This is a genomic window from Sphingobium psychrophilum (assembly GCF_012927105.1).
GTDB lineage: Bacteria > Pseudomonadota > Alphaproteobacteria > Sphingomonadales > Sphingomonadaceae > Sphingobium > Sphingobium psychrophilum.
In genome coordinates this window covers 64,404-83,093 of record NZ_JABBFV010000001.1, presented here as the reverse complement: position 1 = coordinate 83,093, position 18,690 = coordinate 64,404, and the positions used below count along the sequence as shown (strand labels likewise).

21 protein-coding genes are annotated in these 18,690 nt (G+C 63.8%); 15 read left to right on the top strand and 6 right to left on the bottom strand.

Going from position 1 to position 18,690, the window contains the following annotated elements; genetic code table 11:
* Nucleotides 1-10: 10 nt before the first annotated feature.
* A complete protein-coding gene (locus HHL08_RS00395) occupies nt 11-772 on the bottom strand; it encodes an SDR family oxidoreductase (protein WP_169570439.1) in 762 nt (253 codons plus the stop codon).
* 140 nt (nt 773-912) lie between these two features.
* On the opposite strand from HHL08_RS00395, the gene HHL08_RS00390 reads away from it, so the two are divergent.
* The 6 genes from HHL08_RS00390 to HHL08_RS00365 are packed head-to-tail and all read left to right on the top strand — an operon-like array spanning nt 913 to nt 6,195.
* Nucleotides 913-1,968 carry an L-idonate 5-dehydrogenase gene (locus tag HHL08_RS00390; protein ID WP_169570437.1) on the top strand — a complete coding sequence of 352 codons (1,056 nt, stop codon included), beginning with the start codon at nt 913-915 and terminating at the stop codon, nt 1,966-1,968.
* Complete coding sequence (locus tag HHL08_RS00385; protein ID WP_169570436.1) at nt 1,965-2,300, top strand: EthD domain-containing protein; 336 nt, start codon at nt 1,965-1,967, stop codon at nt 2,298-2,300. The genes HHL08_RS00390 and HHL08_RS00385 overlap by 4 nt, the downstream gene beginning before the upstream one ends.
* 45 nt (nt 2,301-2,345) lie before the next feature.
* Nucleotides 2,346-3,428: a LacI family DNA-binding transcriptional regulator gene (locus HHL08_RS00380; RefSeq protein ID WP_206377619.1), complete on the top strand. Its 1,083-nt coding sequence runs from the start codon at nt 2,346-2,348 to the stop codon at nt 3,426-3,428.
* Nucleotide 3,429: 1 nt separating this feature from the next.
* Nucleotides 3,430-4,311 (top strand): NAD(P)-dependent oxidoreductase, encoded by an 882-nt coding sequence (locus HHL08_RS00375; RefSeq protein WP_169570434.1) that lies wholly within the window; start codon nt 3,430-3,432, stop codon nt 4,309-4,311.
* On the top strand, nt 4,308-4,802 hold the full coding sequence (locus tag HHL08_RS00370; protein WP_169570432.1) for a gluconokinase: 495 nt from the start codon (nt 4,308-4,310) through the stop codon (nt 4,800-4,802). The genes HHL08_RS00375 and HHL08_RS00370 overlap by 4 nt, the downstream gene beginning before the upstream one ends.
* 40 nt (nt 4,803-4,842) lie before the next feature.
* Nucleotides 4,843-6,195 (top strand): spinster family MFS transporter, encoded by a 1,353-nt coding sequence (locus HHL08_RS00365; RefSeq protein ID WP_169570430.1) that lies wholly within the window; start codon nt 4,843-4,845, stop codon nt 6,193-6,195.
* 371 nt (nt 6,196-6,566) lie between these two features.
* Here the strand turns inward: HHL08_RS00365 and HHL08_RS00360 are convergent, their stop codons facing one another.
* Nucleotides 6,567-7,511, bottom strand: coding sequence for an isocitrate lyase/PEP mutase family protein (locus tag HHL08_RS00360; RefSeq protein ID WP_169570428.1), 945 nt, complete (start codon nt 7,509-7,511; stop codon nt 6,567-6,569).
* Between the two features lie 29 nt (nt 7,512-7,540).
* The gene (locus HHL08_RS00355) at nt 7,541-10,378 is read right to left on the bottom strand and encodes a TonB-dependent receptor (protein ID WP_169570426.1); all 2,838 of its coding nucleotides are present in this window, start codon (nt 10,376-10,378) and stop codon (nt 7,541-7,543) included.
* 256 nt (nt 10,379-10,634) lie between these two features.
* Here HHL08_RS00355 and HHL08_RS00350 point away from each other — a divergent pair, with 256 nt between their 5' ends.
* Complete coding sequence (locus HHL08_RS00350) at nt 10,635-11,759, top strand: NAD(P)-dependent alcohol dehydrogenase (RefSeq protein ID WP_235954506.1); 1,125 nt, start codon at nt 10,635-10,637, stop codon at nt 11,757-11,759.
* Between the two features lie 65 nt (nt 11,760-11,824).
* Here the strand turns inward: HHL08_RS00350 and HHL08_RS00345 are convergent, their stop codons facing one another.
* On the bottom strand, nt 11,825-13,150 hold the full coding sequence (locus HHL08_RS00345; RefSeq protein ID WP_235954505.1) for a M20/M25/M40 family metallo-hydrolase: 1,326 nt from the start codon (nt 13,148-13,150) through the stop codon (nt 11,825-11,827).
* Nucleotides 13,151-13,335: 185 nt separating this feature from the next.
* Here HHL08_RS00345 and HHL08_RS00340 point away from each other — a divergent pair, with 185 nt between their 5' ends.
* The 8 genes from HHL08_RS00340 (at nt 13,336) to HHL08_RS00310 (ending at nt 17,153) form a co-directional block, all read left to right on the top strand.
* The gene (locus HHL08_RS00340) at nt 13,336-14,346 is read left to right on the top strand and encodes a CapA family protein (RefSeq protein WP_235954504.1); all 1,011 of its coding nucleotides are present in this window, start codon (nt 13,336-13,338) and stop codon (nt 14,344-14,346) included.
* A complete protein-coding gene (locus tag HHL08_RS25455) occupies nt 14,346-14,708 on the top strand; it encodes a hypothetical protein (RefSeq protein ID WP_235954503.1) in 363 nt (120 codons plus the stop codon). Before HHL08_RS00340 ends, HHL08_RS25455 begins: the two co-directional genes overlap by 1 nt.
* A gap of 125 nt (nt 14,709-14,833) precedes the next feature.
* Nucleotides 14,834-14,977 (top strand): hypothetical protein, encoded by a 144-nt coding sequence (locus HHL08_RS00335; RefSeq protein ID WP_169570425.1) that lies wholly within the window; start codon nt 14,834-14,836, stop codon nt 14,975-14,977.
* Between the two features lie 300 nt (nt 14,978-15,277).
* Complete coding sequence (locus tag HHL08_RS00330) at nt 15,278-15,484, top strand: cold-shock protein (RefSeq protein ID WP_169570423.1); 207 nt, start codon at nt 15,278-15,280, stop codon at nt 15,482-15,484.
* A gap of 72 nt (nt 15,485-15,556) precedes the next feature.
* Nucleotides 15,557-15,886, top strand: coding sequence for a DUF6481 family protein (locus HHL08_RS00325; RefSeq protein WP_169570421.1), 330 nt, complete (start codon nt 15,557-15,559; stop codon nt 15,884-15,886).
* Nucleotides 15,887-16,016: 130 nt separating this feature from the next.
* Complete coding sequence (locus tag HHL08_RS00320; RefSeq protein ID WP_169570419.1) at nt 16,017-16,157, top strand: hypothetical protein; 141 nt, start codon at nt 16,017-16,019, stop codon at nt 16,155-16,157.
* Nucleotides 16,158-16,215: 58 nt separating this feature from the next.
* Nucleotides 16,216-16,425, top strand: coding sequence for a hypothetical protein (locus HHL08_RS00315; protein WP_169570417.1), 210 nt, complete (start codon nt 16,216-16,218; stop codon nt 16,423-16,425).
* A 32-nt stretch (nt 16,426-16,457) separates the two neighbouring features.
* Nucleotides 16,458-17,153, top strand: coding sequence for a polyamine aminopropyltransferase (locus tag HHL08_RS00310; protein ID WP_206377618.1), 696 nt, complete (start codon nt 16,458-16,460; stop codon nt 17,151-17,153).
* Between the two features lie 158 nt (nt 17,154-17,311).
* Here the strand turns inward: HHL08_RS00310 and HHL08_RS00305 are convergent, their stop codons facing one another.
* Both HHL08_RS00305 and HHL08_RS00300 read right to left on the bottom strand, forming a co-directional pair.
* The gene (locus tag HHL08_RS00305; RefSeq protein ID WP_206377617.1) at nt 17,312-17,785 is read right to left on the bottom strand and encodes a group I truncated hemoglobin; all 474 of its coding nucleotides are present in this window, start codon (nt 17,783-17,785) and stop codon (nt 17,312-17,314) included.
* 11 nt (nt 17,786-17,796) lie between these two features.
* Nucleotides 17,797-18,666: a DUF3034 family protein gene (locus HHL08_RS00300; RefSeq protein ID WP_169570416.1), complete on the bottom strand. Its 870-nt coding sequence runs from the start codon at nt 18,664-18,666 to the stop codon at nt 17,797-17,799.
* Nucleotides 18,667-18,690: the final 24 nt, after the last annotated feature.

The following is an 18,690-nucleotide window of genomic DNA, read 5'->3' as shown; positions in this document are numbered from 1 at the left end:
TAGTCACTCCTCAAATCACCGACAGGATGCCGCCATCGACATAGATGGTCTGGCCGTTGACGAAATTGGAGGCCGAGGAGGCGAGGAAGACGGCCGCGCCGTGCAGTTCCTCCAGCTTGCCCCAACGCCCGGCGGGCGTGCGCTGGCATAGCCACGCATCGAACACGGGGTCCTCGACCAACGCCTTGTTGAGCGGCGTATCGAAATAGCCCGGCCCGATCGCGTTCACCTGCAATCCGTGCCGTGCCCAATCCGCGCACATCCCCTTGGTCAGATTTTTCACCGCGCCCTTGCTGGCGGTATAGGGGGCGATGCCGGGGCGGGCCAGTTCGCACTGGACGCTGCCGATATTGATGATCTTGCCATGCCCGCGTGCGATCATGTGCGGCGCCACCGCCTTGCTGACATAATATACGCTGTCGAGGTTGGTCGCCATCAGTTCGCGCCAATCATCGTCGTCGAAGCGGTCGAGCGGCGCACGGCGCTGAATGCCCGCATTGTTGACGAGGATGTCGATCGCGCCGACATCCTGCTCCACTGCGGCGATAGCGGCCTTGACCGCCGGCTGGTCGGTCACGTCGAACAGGCTGGTCGCCACGTCCACGCCCTTGCCCCGCAGGATCGCCGCCGCACCATCCAGCCCATCCTGGCTGCGCCCGTTCAGGACGACGCGCGCGCCGGCTTGGCCCAGCGCATCAGCGATCGCGAAGCCGATGCCGCGCGCCGCGCCGGTCACCAGTGCGGTACGGCCATCAAGACTGAACAAGGACATAAATCGAAACCTCCATCACGCGCTTTTGCCTATTACGTGACCGGTCACATTGCAATCTGGAAAATTGTCACATCGTCGCAAATATTGGATATTGCGATCCAATGTGCCAAATGATATCGGTCCCATATAAGGAGAGCGTGATGCTGGCTGCAATATGTCATGGGAAGAAGGATCTGCGGGTGGAAACCTGCCCGGAGCGCGCCCTGGCGCCCGACGAGGTGCGCGTCGGCGTCGCCTATGGCGGAATCTGCGGATCGGACATGCATTATTATCATCGCGGCGCGGTCGGCGATTTCGCGGTGCGCGAACCGATGGCGTTGGGGCATGAAATTTCGGGCGTCGTGATCGAAACCGGATCGGCCGTGACCCATGTCACGCCGGGCATGAAGGCCGCGCTCGACCCCAGCCGCCCTTGCCTCACCTGCGACTATTGCCGCGCCGGCCGCATGAACCTTTGTACCGACATGGTCTTCCTGGGCAGCGCTGGCCGCTTCCCCCATGTCCAGGGCGGCTTCGCCCAGACGCTGATCCTGCGCCAGGATCAGATCATTCCCGTCCCCGCCGACGCAGACCTACTGAAACTGTCGGTCGCCGAACCGCTGTCGATCGGCCTCCATGCCGTGAACCGCGCCGGGCCGTTGATGGGCAAGCGCGTCATCGTCACCGGCTCTGGCCCCATCGGCCTGCTGACCGCCCGCTGCGCGCTCCATGCCGGCGCGATCGAAGTGGTCTGCACCGATGTCGAGGATGCCGCACTCGCCGTCGCGCGGGATCGCATGGGCGCGACCCGCACCATCAACGTAGCCAGCGATCCTGATGCGCTCGGTGCCTATGCCAGTCCCGCCGGCCATTTCGACGTCGCGTTCGAAGCGTCCGGCGCGCCCTCGGCCGTCCTCTCGCTCTTCCCCATCGTCCGGCGCGGCGGCCGCATCGTCCAGGTCGGGATGCTGCCCCCCGGCACCGCACCGATCCCTGTGAATCCCCTGCAATCGCGCGAGATCGAGTTCGTCGGCGCCTTCCGCGCCAATGGCGAGTTTCGCTTGGCCGTCGACCTGATCGTCAGCGACGCGATCGACGTCTCGCCCATCCTGTCCGGCACCTTCCCGCTCGAACAATCGGTCGACGCCTTCGAACAGGCCGGCGACCGCTCCCGCTTCGTCAAACTGCACATCGCCATCAACAAGGACGTCCTGTGATCACACGCACCGCCATTTTCGAAGGCACGATCAAGCCGGGCTTCGAGGACCGTTTCCGCGAAGAGGTCCGCACCCGTCTCGCCCCGCTCTGGGGTCAGTTTCCCCATGGCAGTAATGTCCGCCTCTTCTTCGTCGATCAGGTGGACGAAGGCGCGCCGCCGATCGCGATGATGCAACAGGTCGACTATCCCTCCCTCGCCGCGCTGGAGGAGGCGCTTGCCTCCCCCATCCGCACCCAGGCGCGCGCCTTGACGCTGGAGTTGCTGGAGATGTTCGAGGGCCGCTTCTACCACGCCATCAGCAGCGGCAATGCGGTGGCCGCCGCCGCCTGACGCTGATATGCGACCAGGATAGCAGCCATCAGGAAAGCCCCGCCCATGAGCCGTCCCCCCCGCGAAACCGCCGCTCCCGCCGAGCCGAAACCCGGCCGGCGCACGTCGCAGCGACCGACCATCCGCGACGTGTCGCGGCTGGCGGGCGTATCGCGCATGACGGTGTCGCGGGTGCTCAGCGATCCCGAACTGGTGCTGCCCACCACGCGCGACAAGGTGTTCAAGGCCGTGGCGGACCTGGGCTATGTGCCGGACAAGACCGCCGGCAGCCTGTCGAGCCGCCGCACCGGCTTTATCGCCCTGATGCTGCCGACGCTGACCAACGCCAACTTCGCCGCCGTCGCCCATGGCCTGACCGACGCGCTGCGCGGGGCCGATTATCATCTGCTGATCGCCTATACCGACTATGACATGGCGGAGGAGGAGCGGCAGCTGCGCAACCTGCTCGCCCGCAGGCCCGAAGCGATCGTGCTGACTGGCGCGATGCATAGGCGCAATGCGTCGCGCATGTTGATGGCCGCCGACGTGCCGGTGGTGGAGATTGCCGACCTGCCGAGCCAGCCGATCGAACATGCGATCGGCTTTTCCAACTATCAGGTCGGCCGCACCGCCGCCCGCTATCTGCTCGATCGCGGCTTCACCCGGATCGGCGCGATCGCCGCCTCGCCCGAAGGGGAAGTTACCGACCATCGCGGCGAAGAACGTATGCGCGGCTTCGAGGAGGAGTTGCGCCTGGCCCGCCGCTCGACCGACGGCGTCCTGCGCCACGGCACGGCCCCGGTCAGCTTCCACCATGGTGCCGCGGCTTTCCGCGCGCTGGTAGAACAACAACCGGATATCGAAGCGATCTTCGCGGTGTCCGATCTGTCCGCCGTCGGCGCGGTGATGGAGGCGCAGCGGATGAACCTGCGCATCCCGCAAGACATTTCCATCATGGGCTTTGGCGATTTCGAGATCGGCCGGGAAATCAACCCCGCGCTCACCACCATCCATGTCGATTTTCACGCGCTGGGGCTGCGCACCGGCAAGATGCTGGTCGACCTGCTCGCCAGCGATGCCACCCCGGCCCCATCGACCGTCGATGTCGGCCTGCGCATCGTCGAGCGCGCTTCGGTAAGGGACAGATAATATGCAGATCGCGGTCATCGGTGTGGGCGTGATGGGATCGGCGATCGCCGGTCGCCTGCTGGATAGCGGGGTCAGCCTCCACCTCTACGACCGCGATCCCGCGCAGATGGCCCCGCTGGTCGCGCGCGGCGCCACCGCCGCTGCCAGCGCACGCGAGGCCACGGCCAGCGCGAGCCATATCATCATCAGCCTCAACAGCGCCGCCATCGTGGAACAGGCGGTATTCGGCCCCGATGGCGTTGCGCAAGCGCCGGACGCGGCCAAACTGCTGATCGACATGTCCAGCATCGACGCCGGCCACACCGCCAGCATGGCGCAGCGGCTACGCGACGAAACCGGCATGGGCTGGGTCGATGCGCCCCTGTCGGGCGGCGCGCCGGCCGCCACGCAGGGCAAGTTGACCCTGATGGTCGGCGGCGCGACGGAGGATGTCGATCGCGCGCGACCGGTGCTGGAGCTGCTGTCCACCAACATCACCCGCTTCGGCGCACCCGGCGCAGGCCAGACGGTCAAGCTCATCAACCAGATCCTCTGCGCCAATTATTTCATGGCCGTGGCCGAAGCCGTGCGCTTCGCCGAAGCGCATGGCGTCGATGCCACCCTCATCCCCGCGGCACTCGCAGGCGGCCGGGGGGATAGCCGCATCCTACAGGAATATATGGCGAAAATGGCCCGGCGCGACTATTCGCACACCGGTCGGATCGACAATATGCTGAAAGATCTGGAAACGGTGCAGGCCTCTGCTCTCGCAACCCGCACGCCGCTGCCGGTCACCTCACTGATCGCCGACCTGCACCGCATGGCCGTGGCCGGCGGTCTCGGCGCGGCCGACAGCGCCGCCTATATGCGCCTGTTCGACCTGGACGGAGAGCGGTCGACATGACTCGCGCGGTCGTGGTGATGGGGGTGGCCGGCTGCGGCAAATCGACCCTGGCGCACGCGCTGGCGCAGCATCTCGGCTGGACCTTCGTTGAAGGCGACCTCTGCCATCCGCCCGAAAATGTCGCACGCATGACCGCCGGCATCCCGTTGGACGATGCCGCGCGCCAGCTGTTCCTGCGCAACGTCGCCATCGCCCTCACCGGGTCGAAGGGCGGCGCAGTCGCCGCCTGCTCCGCGCTTAAACGCTGCTATCGCGACCTCATCCGGCAGCAGGTTGGCGACATATTATTCGCCCTGCCGCATCTGTCGCGCGCCGATCTGGAACGGCGCGTGGGTCAGCGGCCCGACCATTTCATGCCGACATCGTTGCTCGACAGCCAACTCGCCACGCTTGAACTGCCGGATGCGGACGAGCGGGCGCTGATCCTCGACGGGACTCTGCCGGTCGCCGAACAAGTCCGCCTGATCGAAGCCGCACTGCACCATTCATAAAGAGGCTGCCGTCGCCAGCCCGTACCACAAGAGGATGAACATGGCCCTGATGACCCAGCCGGACATCCCTGTCCCCGAAGCAGACGCCGACCAGCGCCCCTGGCCAGACGCGCGCCGCGCCTGGACCGTGGCGCTGCTGCTCTCGCTCGCCTCGATCGCCTCGCAGTTCGACCGGGTCGTGCTCAACCTGACGGTCGAGCCGGTGAAGGCGGAATTCGGCCTCGACGACACAAGCTTCGCGCTGTTGCAGGGGGTCGCCTTCGGCATCTTCTACACGCTGGGCGCTGTACCCTTGGGCCGTCTCGCCGATCGCTACGAACGACGCATCGTGCTGGGCATCTCTCTCTTTTTCTTCAGCCTCGCCTCAATGGGGTCGGGGTTGGCGCGCAGCTTCTCGCAACTCTTCCTCTCGCGCGTCGCGGTCGGCTGCGGCGAAGCCAGCGTGACGCCCAGCGGGCTGTCGTTGCTCAGCGACCTGTTCCCATCCGAAAAGCTCGGCCGCGCCGTCAGCGTCTTTTTCCTAAGCGCCCCCTTCGGCATCGGCCTTGCCTTCATGGCGGGCGGCAAGCTGCTGCAATGGCTCGCCGAGCGCTGGACCCTGTCCGGCCTGCCCTTTGGCCTGGAACCCTGGCAGGCCGCCTTCCTGATCGTCGGCGCGCCAGGCCTGCTGCTGGCCCCGGCGCTATTCTTCATGAAGGAACCGGAACGACGCGGCCCCGGCGGCAAGACGCCGCTCACCATCCCCGAAGTTCTCGCCGTCATCCGCGCCCGCCGCCGCGCGCTGACTTTGATGTTCGCGGGCTTCTCGATGGTGACGGTGGTGAACTTCGCCTATAATGTCTGGACCCCCGCTCTGTTCTCCCGCGTCTATGGCTGGACCCCGGCTGAGGTCGGCATCGGCTTTGGCCTCATCATGATGATCTGCGGCACGGGCGGCACCTATTTTGCCGGCTGGCTCAGCGACCGGCTGACCCGCGCCGGCCATGTCGACGCCCATCTGCGCGTCGCCGCCTTCGGCTTCCTCGCCTGCGGTGTCTTCGGCACGCTCGCCCCGCTGATGCCGAACGCTTGGGCGGCGCTGGCGCTGATCGCGCCCGCCATGTTCTTAAGCTGTATGCCCGTTCCCTGCGCCGGCACCGCGCTGCAACTCATCCTGCCTAACCGCGCGCGTGGCCAGGTGACCGCGCTCTACATCATGGTGATCTCGCTGGTCGGCATCGGCATCGGCCCGGTGGTGATCGGCTTCATGACCGACCATCTCTTCACCGCCCCCACCGACATCCGCTACTCCCTCGCCATCGTCGTCGGCTGCGCCGCCCCGATCATGTGCGTGCTGCTCCTGCTGGCTCTGCGCCCCTATCGCGCGCTAAGGCTGGCGGGATCGACGGGGTAAAAGCGACCAGAAGGTACATTTAAGCGTCGTCACCCTGGACATGTTCAGCATGACGATGCCTGAAATGTCCGCCGGTGAACTAGAGCTTTGCTCAGCGTCGCGAGAGTCCCGCCGCCCATCGGCCCGTTCAGGCCCCAATAAATGAGGCCCCGCCGGGGGGACAGCGGGGCCTCGATAGGGAGCCGAACGGATCGAGCGGGGGGCAAAGATGATCGCGTTCGGTACAGCATAAACCAGCCAGTCGGACGTCGGTTCCGAACATTTTGTCCTTATCAGCCCGCTAACGTCGTTTTTCTCGCCCCGCCCATAAAAAGAAAGCCCGGCCGCGTGCAGACGACCGGGCTTTTCAGGGGGGAGAGGCTAACCCTTTCTCAGAGGCGATCGTCGATCGAGGAACGGACGAAACCGTCGGGGAAGCTTTCGACATGGTTGCCGACGATCGTATATTCCTTGGCGCGGCCGGAAAAACGGCCTTCCAATTCCATATAGCTTTGCGGATCGAACAAAGGCGTGGCGCTCATGCCCATGATGCCGGTCGCATCGACCTTCTCGCAGGTATAGTCACAACCCTGCTGCGCGAAGTTTTTGATGCCATGTTCCAGCATCCCGTCCATCGCGGCTTTGAGCGTATAATGCATCGTCATCATGTTGAAGCCGAGGGGATGGATCTGGTCCACCGTGACCGCGGGCTTGCCGTTGACGTTGCGCACATCGGGGAACATCTTCCACCCCGGGACCTTGGACGACACATATTGGGCATGTTCCAGCGTGCCGATCTTGACCACCGTGGTCATCTTCGCGCCCAACTCATGCGCCAGCCGCATCCGCTCGCACCCTTCGTCCATCTGCGTTTCCGGGTCGGCGTTGGTGCGCGCGATCAGAAAGCAGTTGGTGCCCTCCAGCGCCGCGAGCGCCGCCCGCACCTTTTCCAGATAGCGTTCGCGCGGCAGCAGGCCGGTGGATTCCTCCATATCGTCGGCATCCTCCAGTTGCAGCGCGGTCGCGCCCGCCATCGCCATGCGTCGGGCGCTGCGATAGACGGCCAGCGGCCCGCCAAAGCCATCCTCGATATCGGCGGCCAGCGGAATGGGCGACGTCTGGCTGATGCGGCTTGTGATCCATTCCACATCGGTCAGGTTGTTGAAGCCATAGTCGATCACGCCGTTCATCGCGATCGACACTTCGCCGCCCGACAGCATCATCGCCTCGAAACCGACCATCTCCACCGCCCGCGCTGACGCACAGTCGTAGACGCAGGGGGCGACGATGCATTTGTCGCTGGTTTCGAGCAGTTGTTGCAGAGTCTTCTTTGCCATGTGCTTGCCAGTTTCCTTAGTTGAATCAGTTACATGCGAACGCGCGCGCCGACCTTGAAATAACGGCCGATCGGATCGAAATAGACCTGGTTGGTGCCCCCTTGCGCGCTGGCGGCGAGCGGCGGGTCTTTATCCAGCAGATTGTTAACCACGCCGAACAGCTCGAACTGATCGTTCACCTTCACCGTGGCGCCCAAGTCGAGGTAGAAGCGGCCCGCAACGCGGTTGCTGTTGACGCTATTCGGCAGGCCGGGCGAATAGCCATCATCCTCCGGGCCGACCAAGGTCGTGTCGAACACACCCTTGGGGATATATTTGCCGTGCAGGTTAAGAGCGACGCTACCCAGATCCCAGACGACCGTGCCATCCACGATCCAGTCAGGAACGCCCGTGGTGGTGCCGGGACGATAGCCGGTCTGGCCAGTCCGGTCGATGCCGCCAATCTCCAGCTTCAGGTATCGGGTCGCCAGCAGGCGGAAGTCCAGGCTACCGAGCGAACCGACATTGGTGCGATAGGTCGCCTCGAAATCGATGCCGCGATTGCGCACCTGGCTGACATTCTGGAGCACGTCGCTGACGCTGGTGAGCGTGCCGGACGCATCACGCTGTACGAAGTCGCACAGCGATGTCTGCCCGCCCGCACAGCGATCGACCAACACCTGCGCGCCCAGCGTCGAAATCGCGCCTTGCAGGTCGATGTCATAATAATCGACCGAGAAGCGGACGTTGCGCAGGAAACCCTTGGGTGCCAGCACCACGCCCGCCGTCCAGGTATCGGCCTTTTCCGGCGACAGTTGCTGGTTGGCGCCAGAGAAGCTGTTCACCTGAATCTGCGCGCCATTGTTGAGCGGATCGACGATCGTCGTGCGGCCTAGCGTCACCGGACCGAAAAGTTCGGTCAGGTTGGGCGCGCGGATGTCGCGCGACCGGGTGACGCGGAAACGCACTTCCTCGATCGGCGCATAGATGCCGCCCAGCTTCCAGGTGGTCGCATTGACGCTGGTGGTGTCGAGGCCGGGGCTGGAGCGGCGATAATGGGTGCGACGGACCGCGCCGTTCAGTTCCAGCGTCTGGGCGAAGGCGACGTCCCTCAGGATTGGCGCCTGCGCCTCTAGATAGGCTTCGGCGACCCGGATGCTGCCATTCACCGCTTTGCCGTTGAACGACCAGAAGGCGTTGGCGGTGGACAGGGCGTCAGCGGTGCCGACCGCCTTGTCGCTGCGATATTCGCCGCCCACCGCGATCGAGAAGTCGCCGCCCGGCAGCGCGAAGACCGCGCCATTGATGTTGGCCGCGACCACATGTTCGGTGGTGTCGGTGGTCTGATAACCCGACGGCGCGATATAGGCGGCGGCTTGTGGCGAGATATTGCCGGGGCCGAACAGGTTGATCGGCACGCAGCTGCTATCGTCATTCGCGGCGCTGGCGTCGGCATTGATGCCGCATACCACCTGGCCGTTCACATTCACCGCATTGGCGGCGTTGGTGACGCGCGACCCGACGACGTTGCCGCTATAATCCTGGCGGAATTTATTGCGGCCATATTGATAATAGGCGTCCCAGCGCCAGTTATCGCTGATCTTGCCTTCCAATGACAGTACGGCGCGATAGGTCTTGTTATCGCTATGGTTGACCGATCCGCCCAGGTCCATCAGCGCGCGGCCCAGGGTGAAGGAGGTGATGGCGTTCGCGTCCATGATCGCCGCGACGCCGTCCGGCAGATAGGCATTGTTGCGCTGGATCGTCTGCGTCGTGCGGGCAACCGATCCGATCACCATGCCCTGCGACCGGGCATAGGACAGGTCCAGATTGGCCTTCAATGCATCGGAAAATTCATAGGAGGCCTGGCTATAGGCCACGAAGCGCTTGACCGGCGGGATCAGCAATATGCCGTCGAGGAAGCCGTTGCGCACCGATTCCTCACCGCCTTGCGTAAAGAGCGGCGACGGGTTGGTGCCGTAGATGGTGCCGAAATCATACGCATGCGTCGTGCCGTCCGCGTTGAACGCCAGACCCCGCAGCGGCCCTCCATTGGCGACGATCAGGCCACCGGACGAGATATTGCCGGTGCCGGCCGGGCCGCCACGGATGCTGGCGGGCAGGCCGCCCGACCCCGCCGGGCTGTTGCCGATCAGCTGTTCGCGCGGGCACCAGTCGCGGGTGTAGCAATCGCCCATCCCGTCCGACCGGTCATATTCGCCCGCGATCATGAAATGGCCCTTGTCGTCGGCGAACTTCGTGCCCCAGGCGAGTTGCGCATTCTGCCCGGCATAATCGCCGCGGTCGGATATGCCCGCCTGGATCGATCCTTTCAGGCCCGTCAGATTGCGGTCGAGGATGAAGTTGACGACGCCGGCCACCGCGTCCGACCCATAGGCCGCCGACGCGCCGCCAGTCACGACTTCGGTACGCGACACCAGCGAACTGGGGATCAGGTTGACGTCGATCGTGCCCTGCGTGGTCGACGGCACGAAACGCTTGCCGTCGAGCAGCACCAGCGTCCGGGTGGCCCCCAGGCCGCGCAGGTCAAGCACGCGCGCACCGATATTGCCGCCCACCGCCTGCTGCGTCGCCGGGGTCACCAGCGGCCGGAAGGACGGTAGTTCATTGAGCGCGTCGCCGACATTGGTGATGGCGCGCTGCTCCAGCCGCTCGCCGCCGACCACGGTGACGGGCGTGGGCGCATTGAAGCCCGAACGGGCGATGCGCGATCCGGTGACGACGATGTCGGCGGTTGCCGCGTCATCGACCGCTGCCTGCTGGGGCTGCGGCGCGGCGTCCTGCGCCATCGCGACATGGGGCAAGGCGCACAGCGCGACGCTACCCAGAAGCCCGTATTTGAAGCGAGATACCAAATGAAGATTCATATTCCCATCCTCCCAACACTCTCGGATTTGCCATCCGCTTTATCGTGATATCGGTCACATTAGCGAATGTGTTTGATCAAGGCAATCCCCCTGCACCCAAAGAATGACATTTGCGCTGCCCATGAAAATGTCCTGCATACAGGCCCTATTTGGCTTTTTACCGTCATATTCCGCCCCTGAGCCAGAGAAAAAATGATTTCGCCGCATCCCGCACTTGGACATTGGAACGACATTTGATATCGGTCCCATAAACTATATGGATAATGAAGAGAGGACAAAGATGGACATCCGCGCCGCCGTCGTCGAAGCATCGGACCGCCCCATGGTCATCCGGCCGCTGACCATCGAACCGCCCCGCGCGGGCGAAATATTGGTGCGGCTGGTCGCCACCGGGGTCTGCCATACCGATGCGACCATGTGGCAGCAGGGCGTACCGGTGCCCCAGCCAGTGGTCCTGGGTCATGAAGGTGCGGGCATCGTCGAACAGGTGGGCGATGGCGTGACCGACATCCGTCCGGGCGATCCTGTGGTGATGAGCTATAATAGCTGTGGCAACTGTCCAACTTGTTGTTCGGACCACAGCAGCTATTGCCACGAATTCTTCCCGCGCAATTTCTTTGGCACCCGCCCCGACGGCAGCACCGCCCTCTCAACGGCCGATGGCGACCCGGTGTTCGCCAATATATTCGGCCAATCCTCCTTCGCGACCCACGCCATGTGCCACGAACGCAATGCCGTGGTCGTGCCGGCCGATCTGGACCTGCGCATCGCCGGACCGCTCGGCTGCGGCATATTGACCGGCGCGGGGGCGGTGATGAACGCGCTTGACGTTCAGGCCGGCCAGACCGTCGTGGTCATGGGCACCGGATCGGTCGGCCTGTCCGCGATCATGGCGGCGAAGTTGGTCGGCGCTGCCGAGATCATCGCGGTCGATCTGAACGACGATCGCCTGGCGCTGGCGGCCGAACTGGGGGCGACATTGACGATCAACGGCCGGTCCGAAGATCCGGTCGCCCAAGTCCTCGCCCGCGTGCCGGGCGGGGTGGATTATGCCATCGACTGTACGGGCCTGCCGATCGCCATCCAGCAGGCCATTGCGATGCTGGGTATCCGCGGCACTTGCGGGATTGTCGGCGCCGCCGCGCCCGGCACGATGTTCCAGGCGGATGTGTCGCATGTGATGAGCGGCGGCCGCGCGGTGCGCGGCATCGTGGAGGGCGACGCCGATCCCAAGACCTTCATCCCACAACTGGTTGCGCTGCATCAGTCGGGGCGATTTCCCTTCGACAGACTGATCCGCTTCTACCCGTTTGAAAGCATCAACGATGCCTTCCGAGATTCGGAGAGCGGCGTAGCGATCAAGCCGGTCATTCTCTTCTGATCGCAGCGTCGGGTACGAACGAAGAATGAGATGAGGACGGCGGCTGGAGAAGATTGAGACGCCGCCTAGCGCAAGCCCGCCGCGGCAAGAATGGCGAGCAGGTCCATCCGCTTCACCTTCAGCGACTCGCGCGGGTTTATATCGATCCACTCGTCCAAGGAATGGCCGCGCCCGCCCGTCGCTGCCCGCGGGATCGTGATGGCGGGGATGCCCAGGTTCATCGGCACATTCGCGTCGGTCGAACTGAAGCTGAGCCTGGCCGCAACGCCCTCGGTCGCGAAGGCGGCGGCGGTTTGCCGGACCAGCGCCGTGTCGGCGCCGGTCATGCCCGCCGGGCGATCGCCGATCAGAGCCTTGTCCACACTGATCGCGCCATCCTTGATCGATCGCGCCTTATTTTCCGATGCCACCGCCAGGTCGACCTGCGCCAAGACCGCCTGCTCCAGCTTCGCCAGTTCTGCCGCGCTTTCGGACCGCATGTCCAGTTGCAGCCATGCCTCGCTGGGGATCGCGTTGACCGACGAACCACCACCAACAACGCTGGCGCTATAGGTGGTCTTGGGGGATGTGGGGACGGCAATGCCGTAGATATTGACGATCGCCTGGCTCATTGCCGTCAACGGATTGACCAGCCCGAACGCGCCGAAGCTGTGGCCGCCCGGCCCCTTGAAGGTCAACCGATAGCGTTTGGAGCCGACGCCACCGTTGGTCAGGCCATCGACCGACCCGTCGTCGATCGAAAAGAAAGCGGCGATACGGCCTTTATATTTCCCCTCGCGAAACAGATGCTTGATCCCGCGCAGGTCACCCAGCCCTTCCTCGCCGACATCGCCGACGAACAATATGTCCATCGGGGTCGCGACCTTACCAACCGCCAGCGCCTTGACCAGGCTAAGCTGGGTGGCCAGGCCGGCGACATCGTCGCCTATGCCCGGCGCGTACAGCTTGTTGCCCTCCCGTCGGACGGTGACGTCGGTGCCTTCGGGGAAGACGGTATCGAGATGTGCCGACACGACGATCAGCTTGCCGCCCGGCTTGCCGGTGCCACGCCGCAGGCCCAGCACATTGCCGACCTCGTCAATCTCCACATCGGCAAGGCCGGCGGCCTTGAACCGCTCGGCATAGGCCTTGGCGCGCGCCTCTTCCTTAAAGGGCGGCGCTGGAATCTGGGTGAGCGAGACGATGGTGTCGACCCACTGGTCATGCTCGCTCTCCAGTGCGGCGAGCGCGGATTGGACCGTCGGACGGGCCTTGATCGCCGCCAGTGTCTGCGCGTCTGCAGGGGAATGAAGCGGTGCGCTGGACTGCGCCAAGCCGCCCACGGACAGCGACAGAGCCGCGCCCGCCAGCATCGCCTTCAACGCCAACCGCTTCATCATAGTCCCCTTCATGCGTTCATGGCGGCGCCGACCCAGCGCCGCCATCATCCTGCTTAGATCAGAAGCGAACCTTCGCTCCAACCGTCATGTAGCGGCCAATCGTGTCATAGTGAATCGCGCCATAGGTGGTCAGCGGCAGGGTATAGGTCGCCTCGATATCCACGCCGCTGGTCGTCAACGCCTATCGCGAAACCCCGATGGCTCGTGGCTATCTGGACCCCGTCGACGCCCAGCAGGTCACGCAAACAGCCTATCTGCGCAGCGGCACGCTGCACGGCAAGCCTGCCCGGATCGCGACCGAAATCCGCGGCCGGGGCCTGTGCGCCGATCGCTGGCGACTTCAGCTTCGCTGCGATCGGCGACCTCATTTATCTTCGCACGACATGCCGCGCATCCTGCGGGGCGCGGACGTGACCTTCGGCAATTTCGAGACGACCGCGCTCGACCTCCAGACCTTTAAGGGGTCGCCCCAAGCGGAATCCGGCGGCACCTGGATGCTGGCCGATCCGGCCGTCCCAGGCGACGTCGCCATGATGGGCGTCGATATCGTCGGCCACGCCAACAACCACGCGACCGACTGGGGCGTGGAGGGGATGCTCGACACGCTCGACCTGCTGGATCAGGCGCATCTGGTCCACGCCGGGACCGGCCGTTCCATGACCGCCGCCCGCGCGCCGTCTTATTATGACGGCCCGCATGGCCGCGTCGGCCTGATCTCGGCAACGACCAGCTTCACCCCCATGACTCCCGCCGCCGATCCGCTGGGCCAGGCGCCCGGCCGCTCCAGCGCCAACACGATCCGCAGCACGGAAATCGGCCTGGTGTCGGACACGGACCTGGCGACCATCGCGCGGCTTGCCGGTACGAAACCGGACGCGGCGGTGAAGATAAAGGGACGGGAGTTCCGCGCCACGGCCAATCCCGCCACGCCGATGACGATCGAATATGATCTCAATGCGAAGGACGTGAAGGCCAATCTGCTCGCCGTCCGTCAGGCCAAACAGAATGGCAATTTCACCGTCTTCTCGCTGCACAATCACGAACCCGGCAATGCCTTCCAGACCCCTGCGAATTTCGCCCAGGGCCTGGCGCATCAGGTGATCGACGCGGGTGCCAACGCCTATGTCGGCCATGGCCCGCATCAGCTGCGCGGGATCGAAATCTACAGGGGCAAGCCGATCTTCTTTCGCTCGGCAACTTCGCGATGATGAACGACAGCCTCGATGACGTGCCCGCCGACATGGACGACCAGTTCGGCGTGGCACCCGGCATCGTCACCACCCCCGAATCGCTTGCAGCCCGCAACGCCAAGGAGTTTGCCGATCCCAAACTCTATGAAACCGTCATCGCCGTCAGCCAGTATCACGATGGCCAGCTGGCCAAGATCCGCCTCTATCCAGTCGATCTGGGCGTCAGCGCGACCGGCGCTGCCCGCGGCGTGCCGCATATGGCCGATGGCACCACCGGCGCACGCATCCTTGAAAGGCTGCAACGGCGGTCGCAACCCTTTGCCACCGCGATCACGATGGAGCGCGGCGTCGGCGTGATTAGGACAGCCGGACCGCAGTAAGGCGATGGGACGCCCTGTGGTGCGCGGAAAATCCCTGTCGATCAACCGCCATCATTCCAACCCCCGCCACGCCACAACCATGGTATCGCCTGGCAACGAATCCAGCGGCAGAAGGTTTTGCGAGGATGGACGACGAGATCATCAATACGCCCGACGGCCCCATGACATGGGCGGCATGGAAGAAAAAGAATCCAGTGCAAATCCCCTCCCGCCGCACCAAGGGCAAGAAACTGCCGAACAAGGTCAAATTGCGGACCGATGAAACATGACCTGTCGTCGCGCGGTTGGCGATTCCATGGCATAAAAACCTGACTGCCGTCGATGCCGAACATCCCAACGATTCATGCTTATCAGTTTGATATAGCTGTATATTCCATGAATCGCCGTCGGTCAGGGCGATCGCTCGCTTTGAAATTGGGCCAATCTGTGCTAGGCGGATTTCGCTGAACGTCGCGTTTTGACGGATATCGGGCCGCTTCGGCTCTCCTTTGTCCCCATTTTTGCCTCTCAAAGCCGGGATGCGCGAATTGTCGCGTGTGCCCGTGTACCTGCGACAAGGAGACTTCGTTATGATCACCGGAACCGTCAAATTCTTCAACGCCGACAAGGGCTATGGTTTCATTGCCCCGGAAACGGGCGGCGACGACGCCTTCGTTCATATTTCCGCTGTCGAGCGCGCCGGCCTGCGCACGCTCGAAAAGGACCAGCGCGTCACCTATGATCTGGAAAAGGATCAGCGCGGCAAGACCTCAGCGGTCAACCTTCAGGCAGCCTGAAGATCGTGCGCCGGGCGGTCATTGGTCGCCCGGCCGCTTCTGGCATGGACTTAAAACAGGATAATTTACTGCATGAAAAGATATAAGGAACCACAGTTTCAGGAGCGCATCGCTGCGGCCGCGCGCGCCCGGACGACGGTTCTCGAGCAACTGCGTGACAAGCCCCCGGTCGATGAAGCCGCAGCGGCCGAACGCGCCGAACGGCGTCTCGCGAAGGAAGCGGCTGCGCGCGAAAAGCGTCAGAACGCCCTTTTAGCGGCTAAAGAAGAGAAGGCCGCCAAAAAGGCGCTGGCCCTCGAAGCCGCAGCGGCCAGTGCCGCACGCGAGAAGCCTGTCCTGACCGAAGCCGAACGTAAAGCTGCGCGCGACGCGCGCTATCTCGCCCGGAAGAACCGGGCCTGATCTTGAAGAGGCAGGGCGCACTTCTACCGACAAGCGGCAATCCGGGGATCATATCCCCACGACATGCCCTGTGGGAAGACCGCGCCTGTCGCCTGCAAACAGAACGCGGCCCAGGCCGCCAGGATTTTATATGAATATCATGCCCGAAAACGCCAGCCGCCCGGCCTTCCGCCTGCCTTATGGCAGGTCGGCCGGACGCTCCGCCACGCCCGCCGCAGCAACCCTGTCGAGCGGCGAATTGAAACAGATCGTCGCGGCCGTGCTGGGCTGACCACCACAGGCCTGCAAGCCATATGCTTGCGGGCCTCCCAACATTATAAGGAACGTACATGAGCCGAGAAAAAATTCGCCCCTTTTTGATCACCAAGGATGAGGAAGGGAATTTTCGGCTCACCGTTCGGGAAACCCGTTATAATTCGCAGGGTTATCCGCTCGTCACATCCCAGTTGCAGGATGAACTGTTCAAGTCGGCGGCAGCCGTCCGCAATTTTGCGCGGGACACGTTCAAGGCCCAACCCGGACAATATGCCACACAATAACGGCGCATAAAGCCAATCAGGGGGCATGTTTTTTGGCCATCATTGCTGAAGTTGCGACGGTTCCGGTGGAACTGGTCGACACCGCCGATCTTCCCGATGGCGGGACGTTGCGCCTGTTGCGCCGCGGCGACGATTATTCGATCCGGTTTCGCGACACCGAATTGATGGGCAACCAGGTCCGCCAGTCCGAAGAGGCGCTGGCCATCCTGACATGCGAGCGCCTGACGCAGAGCGACAGCCGCATTCTCATCGGCGGGCTGGGCATGGGCTTCACGCTCGGCGCTGCGCTCAAGTCCCTTCCGGCGACCGCCGCCGTCACGGTGTCCGAACTCCTCCCCGCGATCGTGGAATGGGCAAAAGGGCCGCTGGCCCACCTGTTCCATGACTATCTGACCGATGCCAGGGTGACGCTGAAAATGGGCGATGTCCATGACGCCATCGTCAAGGAAACGGTCGGATATGACGCGATCCTGCTGGACGTCGACAACGGGCCTGACGGGTTGATCCACCTGGCCAATGAGCGCCTCTATTGCAATTGGGGATTGCGCGCGGCCCATGCGGCCCTGCGGCCGCGAGGCGTACTCGCCATATGGTCGGCCTATCCCGACGATGATTTCGTCGATAGACTAGAGCGCGCCCGTTTCGATGTCGAAGAGGTTGACGTGGCGGTCGTGATCGACGGCGAAGCCGCCGCCCACACCATCTGGTTTGCGACCAGGCAGGACTGATACCGGCCGCCTAAGCCGGAGGCGCATCGAACATAACGCAGATCCGGGTGCCCGGCTCTGCGTTATGTTCGAGCGCCAGCAACTCCGTCATCTGGTGCGCTACGTCTGCGGTAAAGCGCCGTAAGCTCCCTTTCAGGCCAAGCGCGCGGCCGGCTCTGCTATTGCCCCACCACGTCATGGTGCATCGGCGCCAGTTTCGACAGGAAGCGGTTCTGCGCCTGGAAATCGATCTTTTCCTCGCGCATCGCCTGTTGCAGCAACTCGACCAGCCGGTTCATATCCTTGCGCTGCACGCCCAGATCCTTGTGCGAACTGGCCATGTCGCGGCCGCTATAAGAGCAGCCAGCGTTTAGGATGTAGCAAAATTGCTCGACCAGCGTCCGTTTCAACCGGATCTTGTCATGGCTGGTGAAAATCTCGCCAATGACCGGATCGGCATAGGCCCGCGTTACCATGCCATCGACCACGCGGCCGATACCCTCCTGACCATGAAAGGCTCTGGCCATCGCATCGCCGGTGAAGGGCGTCGCGCCGGCATTGGCGTTGCTGGCGACATAGGGATCGACGGTCGCCTCGCCGGGCATGGCATGGGGAGCCGCCTGAAGCAGAAGCAGGGAAAGGATCAGCGACATTGGAATAGTCCTTAAAAGGCGGCCTGGAGCGAGAGGAAGACGCCGCGCTGGCCCTTCACCGTCGCGATCGAGCCAAGATCGGCATAGGCGACCGTCGCGGTCAGGTGACGGCTGAGCGACAGGGCGGCGAAGGCGTCGAACCAGTCATCCTCCCGCGCGATGCCCAGATTGTTCGGCTTGCTGCGAAACTCGCCGCCAATGGCCAGCCCGCGCGATAATTGCCACGCGGCCGATCCTTCGAATTCCACGCCATAATCGCCATTCTTGTCGCCGCCAAAGCCCAGCAGGCCCATCTGGTTCGCCTTGGTCAGGCGCGCCGTGGCGGACAGAAGGATGGAACGGGACAGGAAAAGGCGGCTGACCGACGCATAATAATCCACGCCTTCATCATCGCGCGCGCCCAGCGCCCGCACGACGTCGCCCTGCCCGTTCTTCTTATATTGCACGCCCAGCGCGATCGCCGGCAATGCATCATAGACCAGGTCGCCCGCGACGCGCAGCTTGGCACCGACGATATCCTGCGAAAAGGCATAATCCTTGCCCAGGCCCAGCGCCGCGCCGATCTCGTTCGTGTTGAAATCCTGATGGGTGTAGCTCAGCTCCAGCCGGTCGCGGATGCCGATGGCGACGCCAGCGCTCTGATAGTCATAATCCTTGACCTCGACGATCGTGCCATGGGCGGACAGGCCAAAGCCCTCGTCTGTCTCATTGCCCGCGATCACCGCCCAGGGGGTCAGGCCGCCACCGGCTGCGCCCTCCAGCGAGCTGATGCCATTGGTCAGCAGCAATTTGCCGCCATTACGGAGCGGTTTGGCCATGGCTTGCCCGGCGGGCAGGGCAAGGGTCAGGGCGGCGAGCGCGAAGAAAGAAAATCGGGTCATGCCATGCTGATAGCCGCACGTGGT

Excerpts from the sequence above, each read along its gene's own strand:
- HHL08_RS00395 (WP_169570439.1), bottom strand. The coding sequence starts at position 772 with ATGTCCTTGTTCAGTCTTGATGGCCGTACCGCACTGGTGACCGGCGCG.
- HHL08_RS00390 (WP_169570437.1), top strand. The coding sequence starts at position 913 with ATGCTGGCTGCAATATGTCATGGGAAGAAGGATCTGCGGGTGGAAACC.
- HHL08_RS00380 (WP_206377619.1), top strand. The coding sequence starts at position 2,346 with ATGAGCCGTCCCCCCCGCGAAACCGCCGCTCCCGCCGAGCCGAAACCC.
- HHL08_RS00375 (WP_169570434.1), top strand. The coding sequence starts at position 3,430 with ATGCAGATCGCGGTCATCGGTGTGGGCGTGATGGGATCGGCGATCGCC.
- HHL08_RS00370 (WP_169570432.1), top strand. The coding sequence starts at position 4,308 with ATGACTCGCGCGGTCGTGGTGATGGGGGTGGCCGGCTGCGGCAAATCG.
- HHL08_RS00365 (WP_169570430.1), top strand. The coding sequence starts at position 4,843 with ATGGCCCTGATGACCCAGCCGGACATCCCTGTCCCCGAAGCAGACGCC.
- HHL08_RS00360 (WP_169570428.1), bottom strand. The coding sequence starts at position 7,511 with ATGGCAAAGAAGACTCTGCAACAACTGCTCGAAACCAGCGACAAATGC.
- HHL08_RS00355 (WP_169570426.1), bottom strand. The coding sequence starts at position 10,378 with ATGAATCTTCATTTGGTATCTCGCTTCAAATACGGGCTTCTGGGTAGC.
- HHL08_RS00350 (WP_235954506.1), top strand. The coding sequence starts at position 10,635 with ATGGATAATGAAGAGAGGACAAAGATGGACATCCGCGCCGCCGTCGTC.
- HHL08_RS00345 (WP_235954505.1), bottom strand. The coding sequence starts at position 13,150 with ATGAAGGGGACTATGATGAAGCGGTTGGCGTTGAAGGCGATGCTGGCG.
- HHL08_RS00340 (WP_235954504.1), top strand. The coding sequence starts at position 13,336 with ATGGCTCGTGGCTATCTGGACCCCGTCGACGCCCAGCAGGTCACGCAA.
- HHL08_RS25455 (WP_235954503.1), top strand. The coding sequence starts at position 14,346 with ATGAACGACAGCCTCGATGACGTGCCCGCCGACATGGACGACCAGTTC.
- HHL08_RS00335 (WP_169570425.1), top strand. The coding sequence starts at position 14,834 with ATGGACGACGAGATCATCAATACGCCCGACGGCCCCATGACATGGGCG.
- HHL08_RS00330 (WP_169570423.1), top strand. The coding sequence starts at position 15,278 with ATGATCACCGGAACCGTCAAATTCTTCAACGCCGACAAGGGCTATGGT.
- HHL08_RS00325 (WP_169570421.1), top strand. The coding sequence starts at position 15,557 with ATGAAAAGATATAAGGAACCACAGTTTCAGGAGCGCATCGCTGCGGCC.
- HHL08_RS00320 (WP_169570419.1), top strand. The coding sequence starts at position 16,017 with ATGAATATCATGCCCGAAAACGCCAGCCGCCCGGCCTTCCGCCTGCCT.
- HHL08_RS00315 (WP_169570417.1), top strand. The coding sequence starts at position 16,216 with ATGAGCCGAGAAAAAATTCGCCCCTTTTTGATCACCAAGGATGAGGAA.
- HHL08_RS00305 (WP_206377617.1), bottom strand. The coding sequence starts at position 17,785 with ATGTCGCTGATCCTTTCCCTGCTTCTGCTTCAGGCGGCTCCCCATGCC.
- HHL08_RS00300 (WP_169570416.1), bottom strand. The coding sequence starts at position 18,666 with ATGACCCGATTTTCTTTCTTCGCGCTCGCCGCCCTGACCCTTGCCCTG.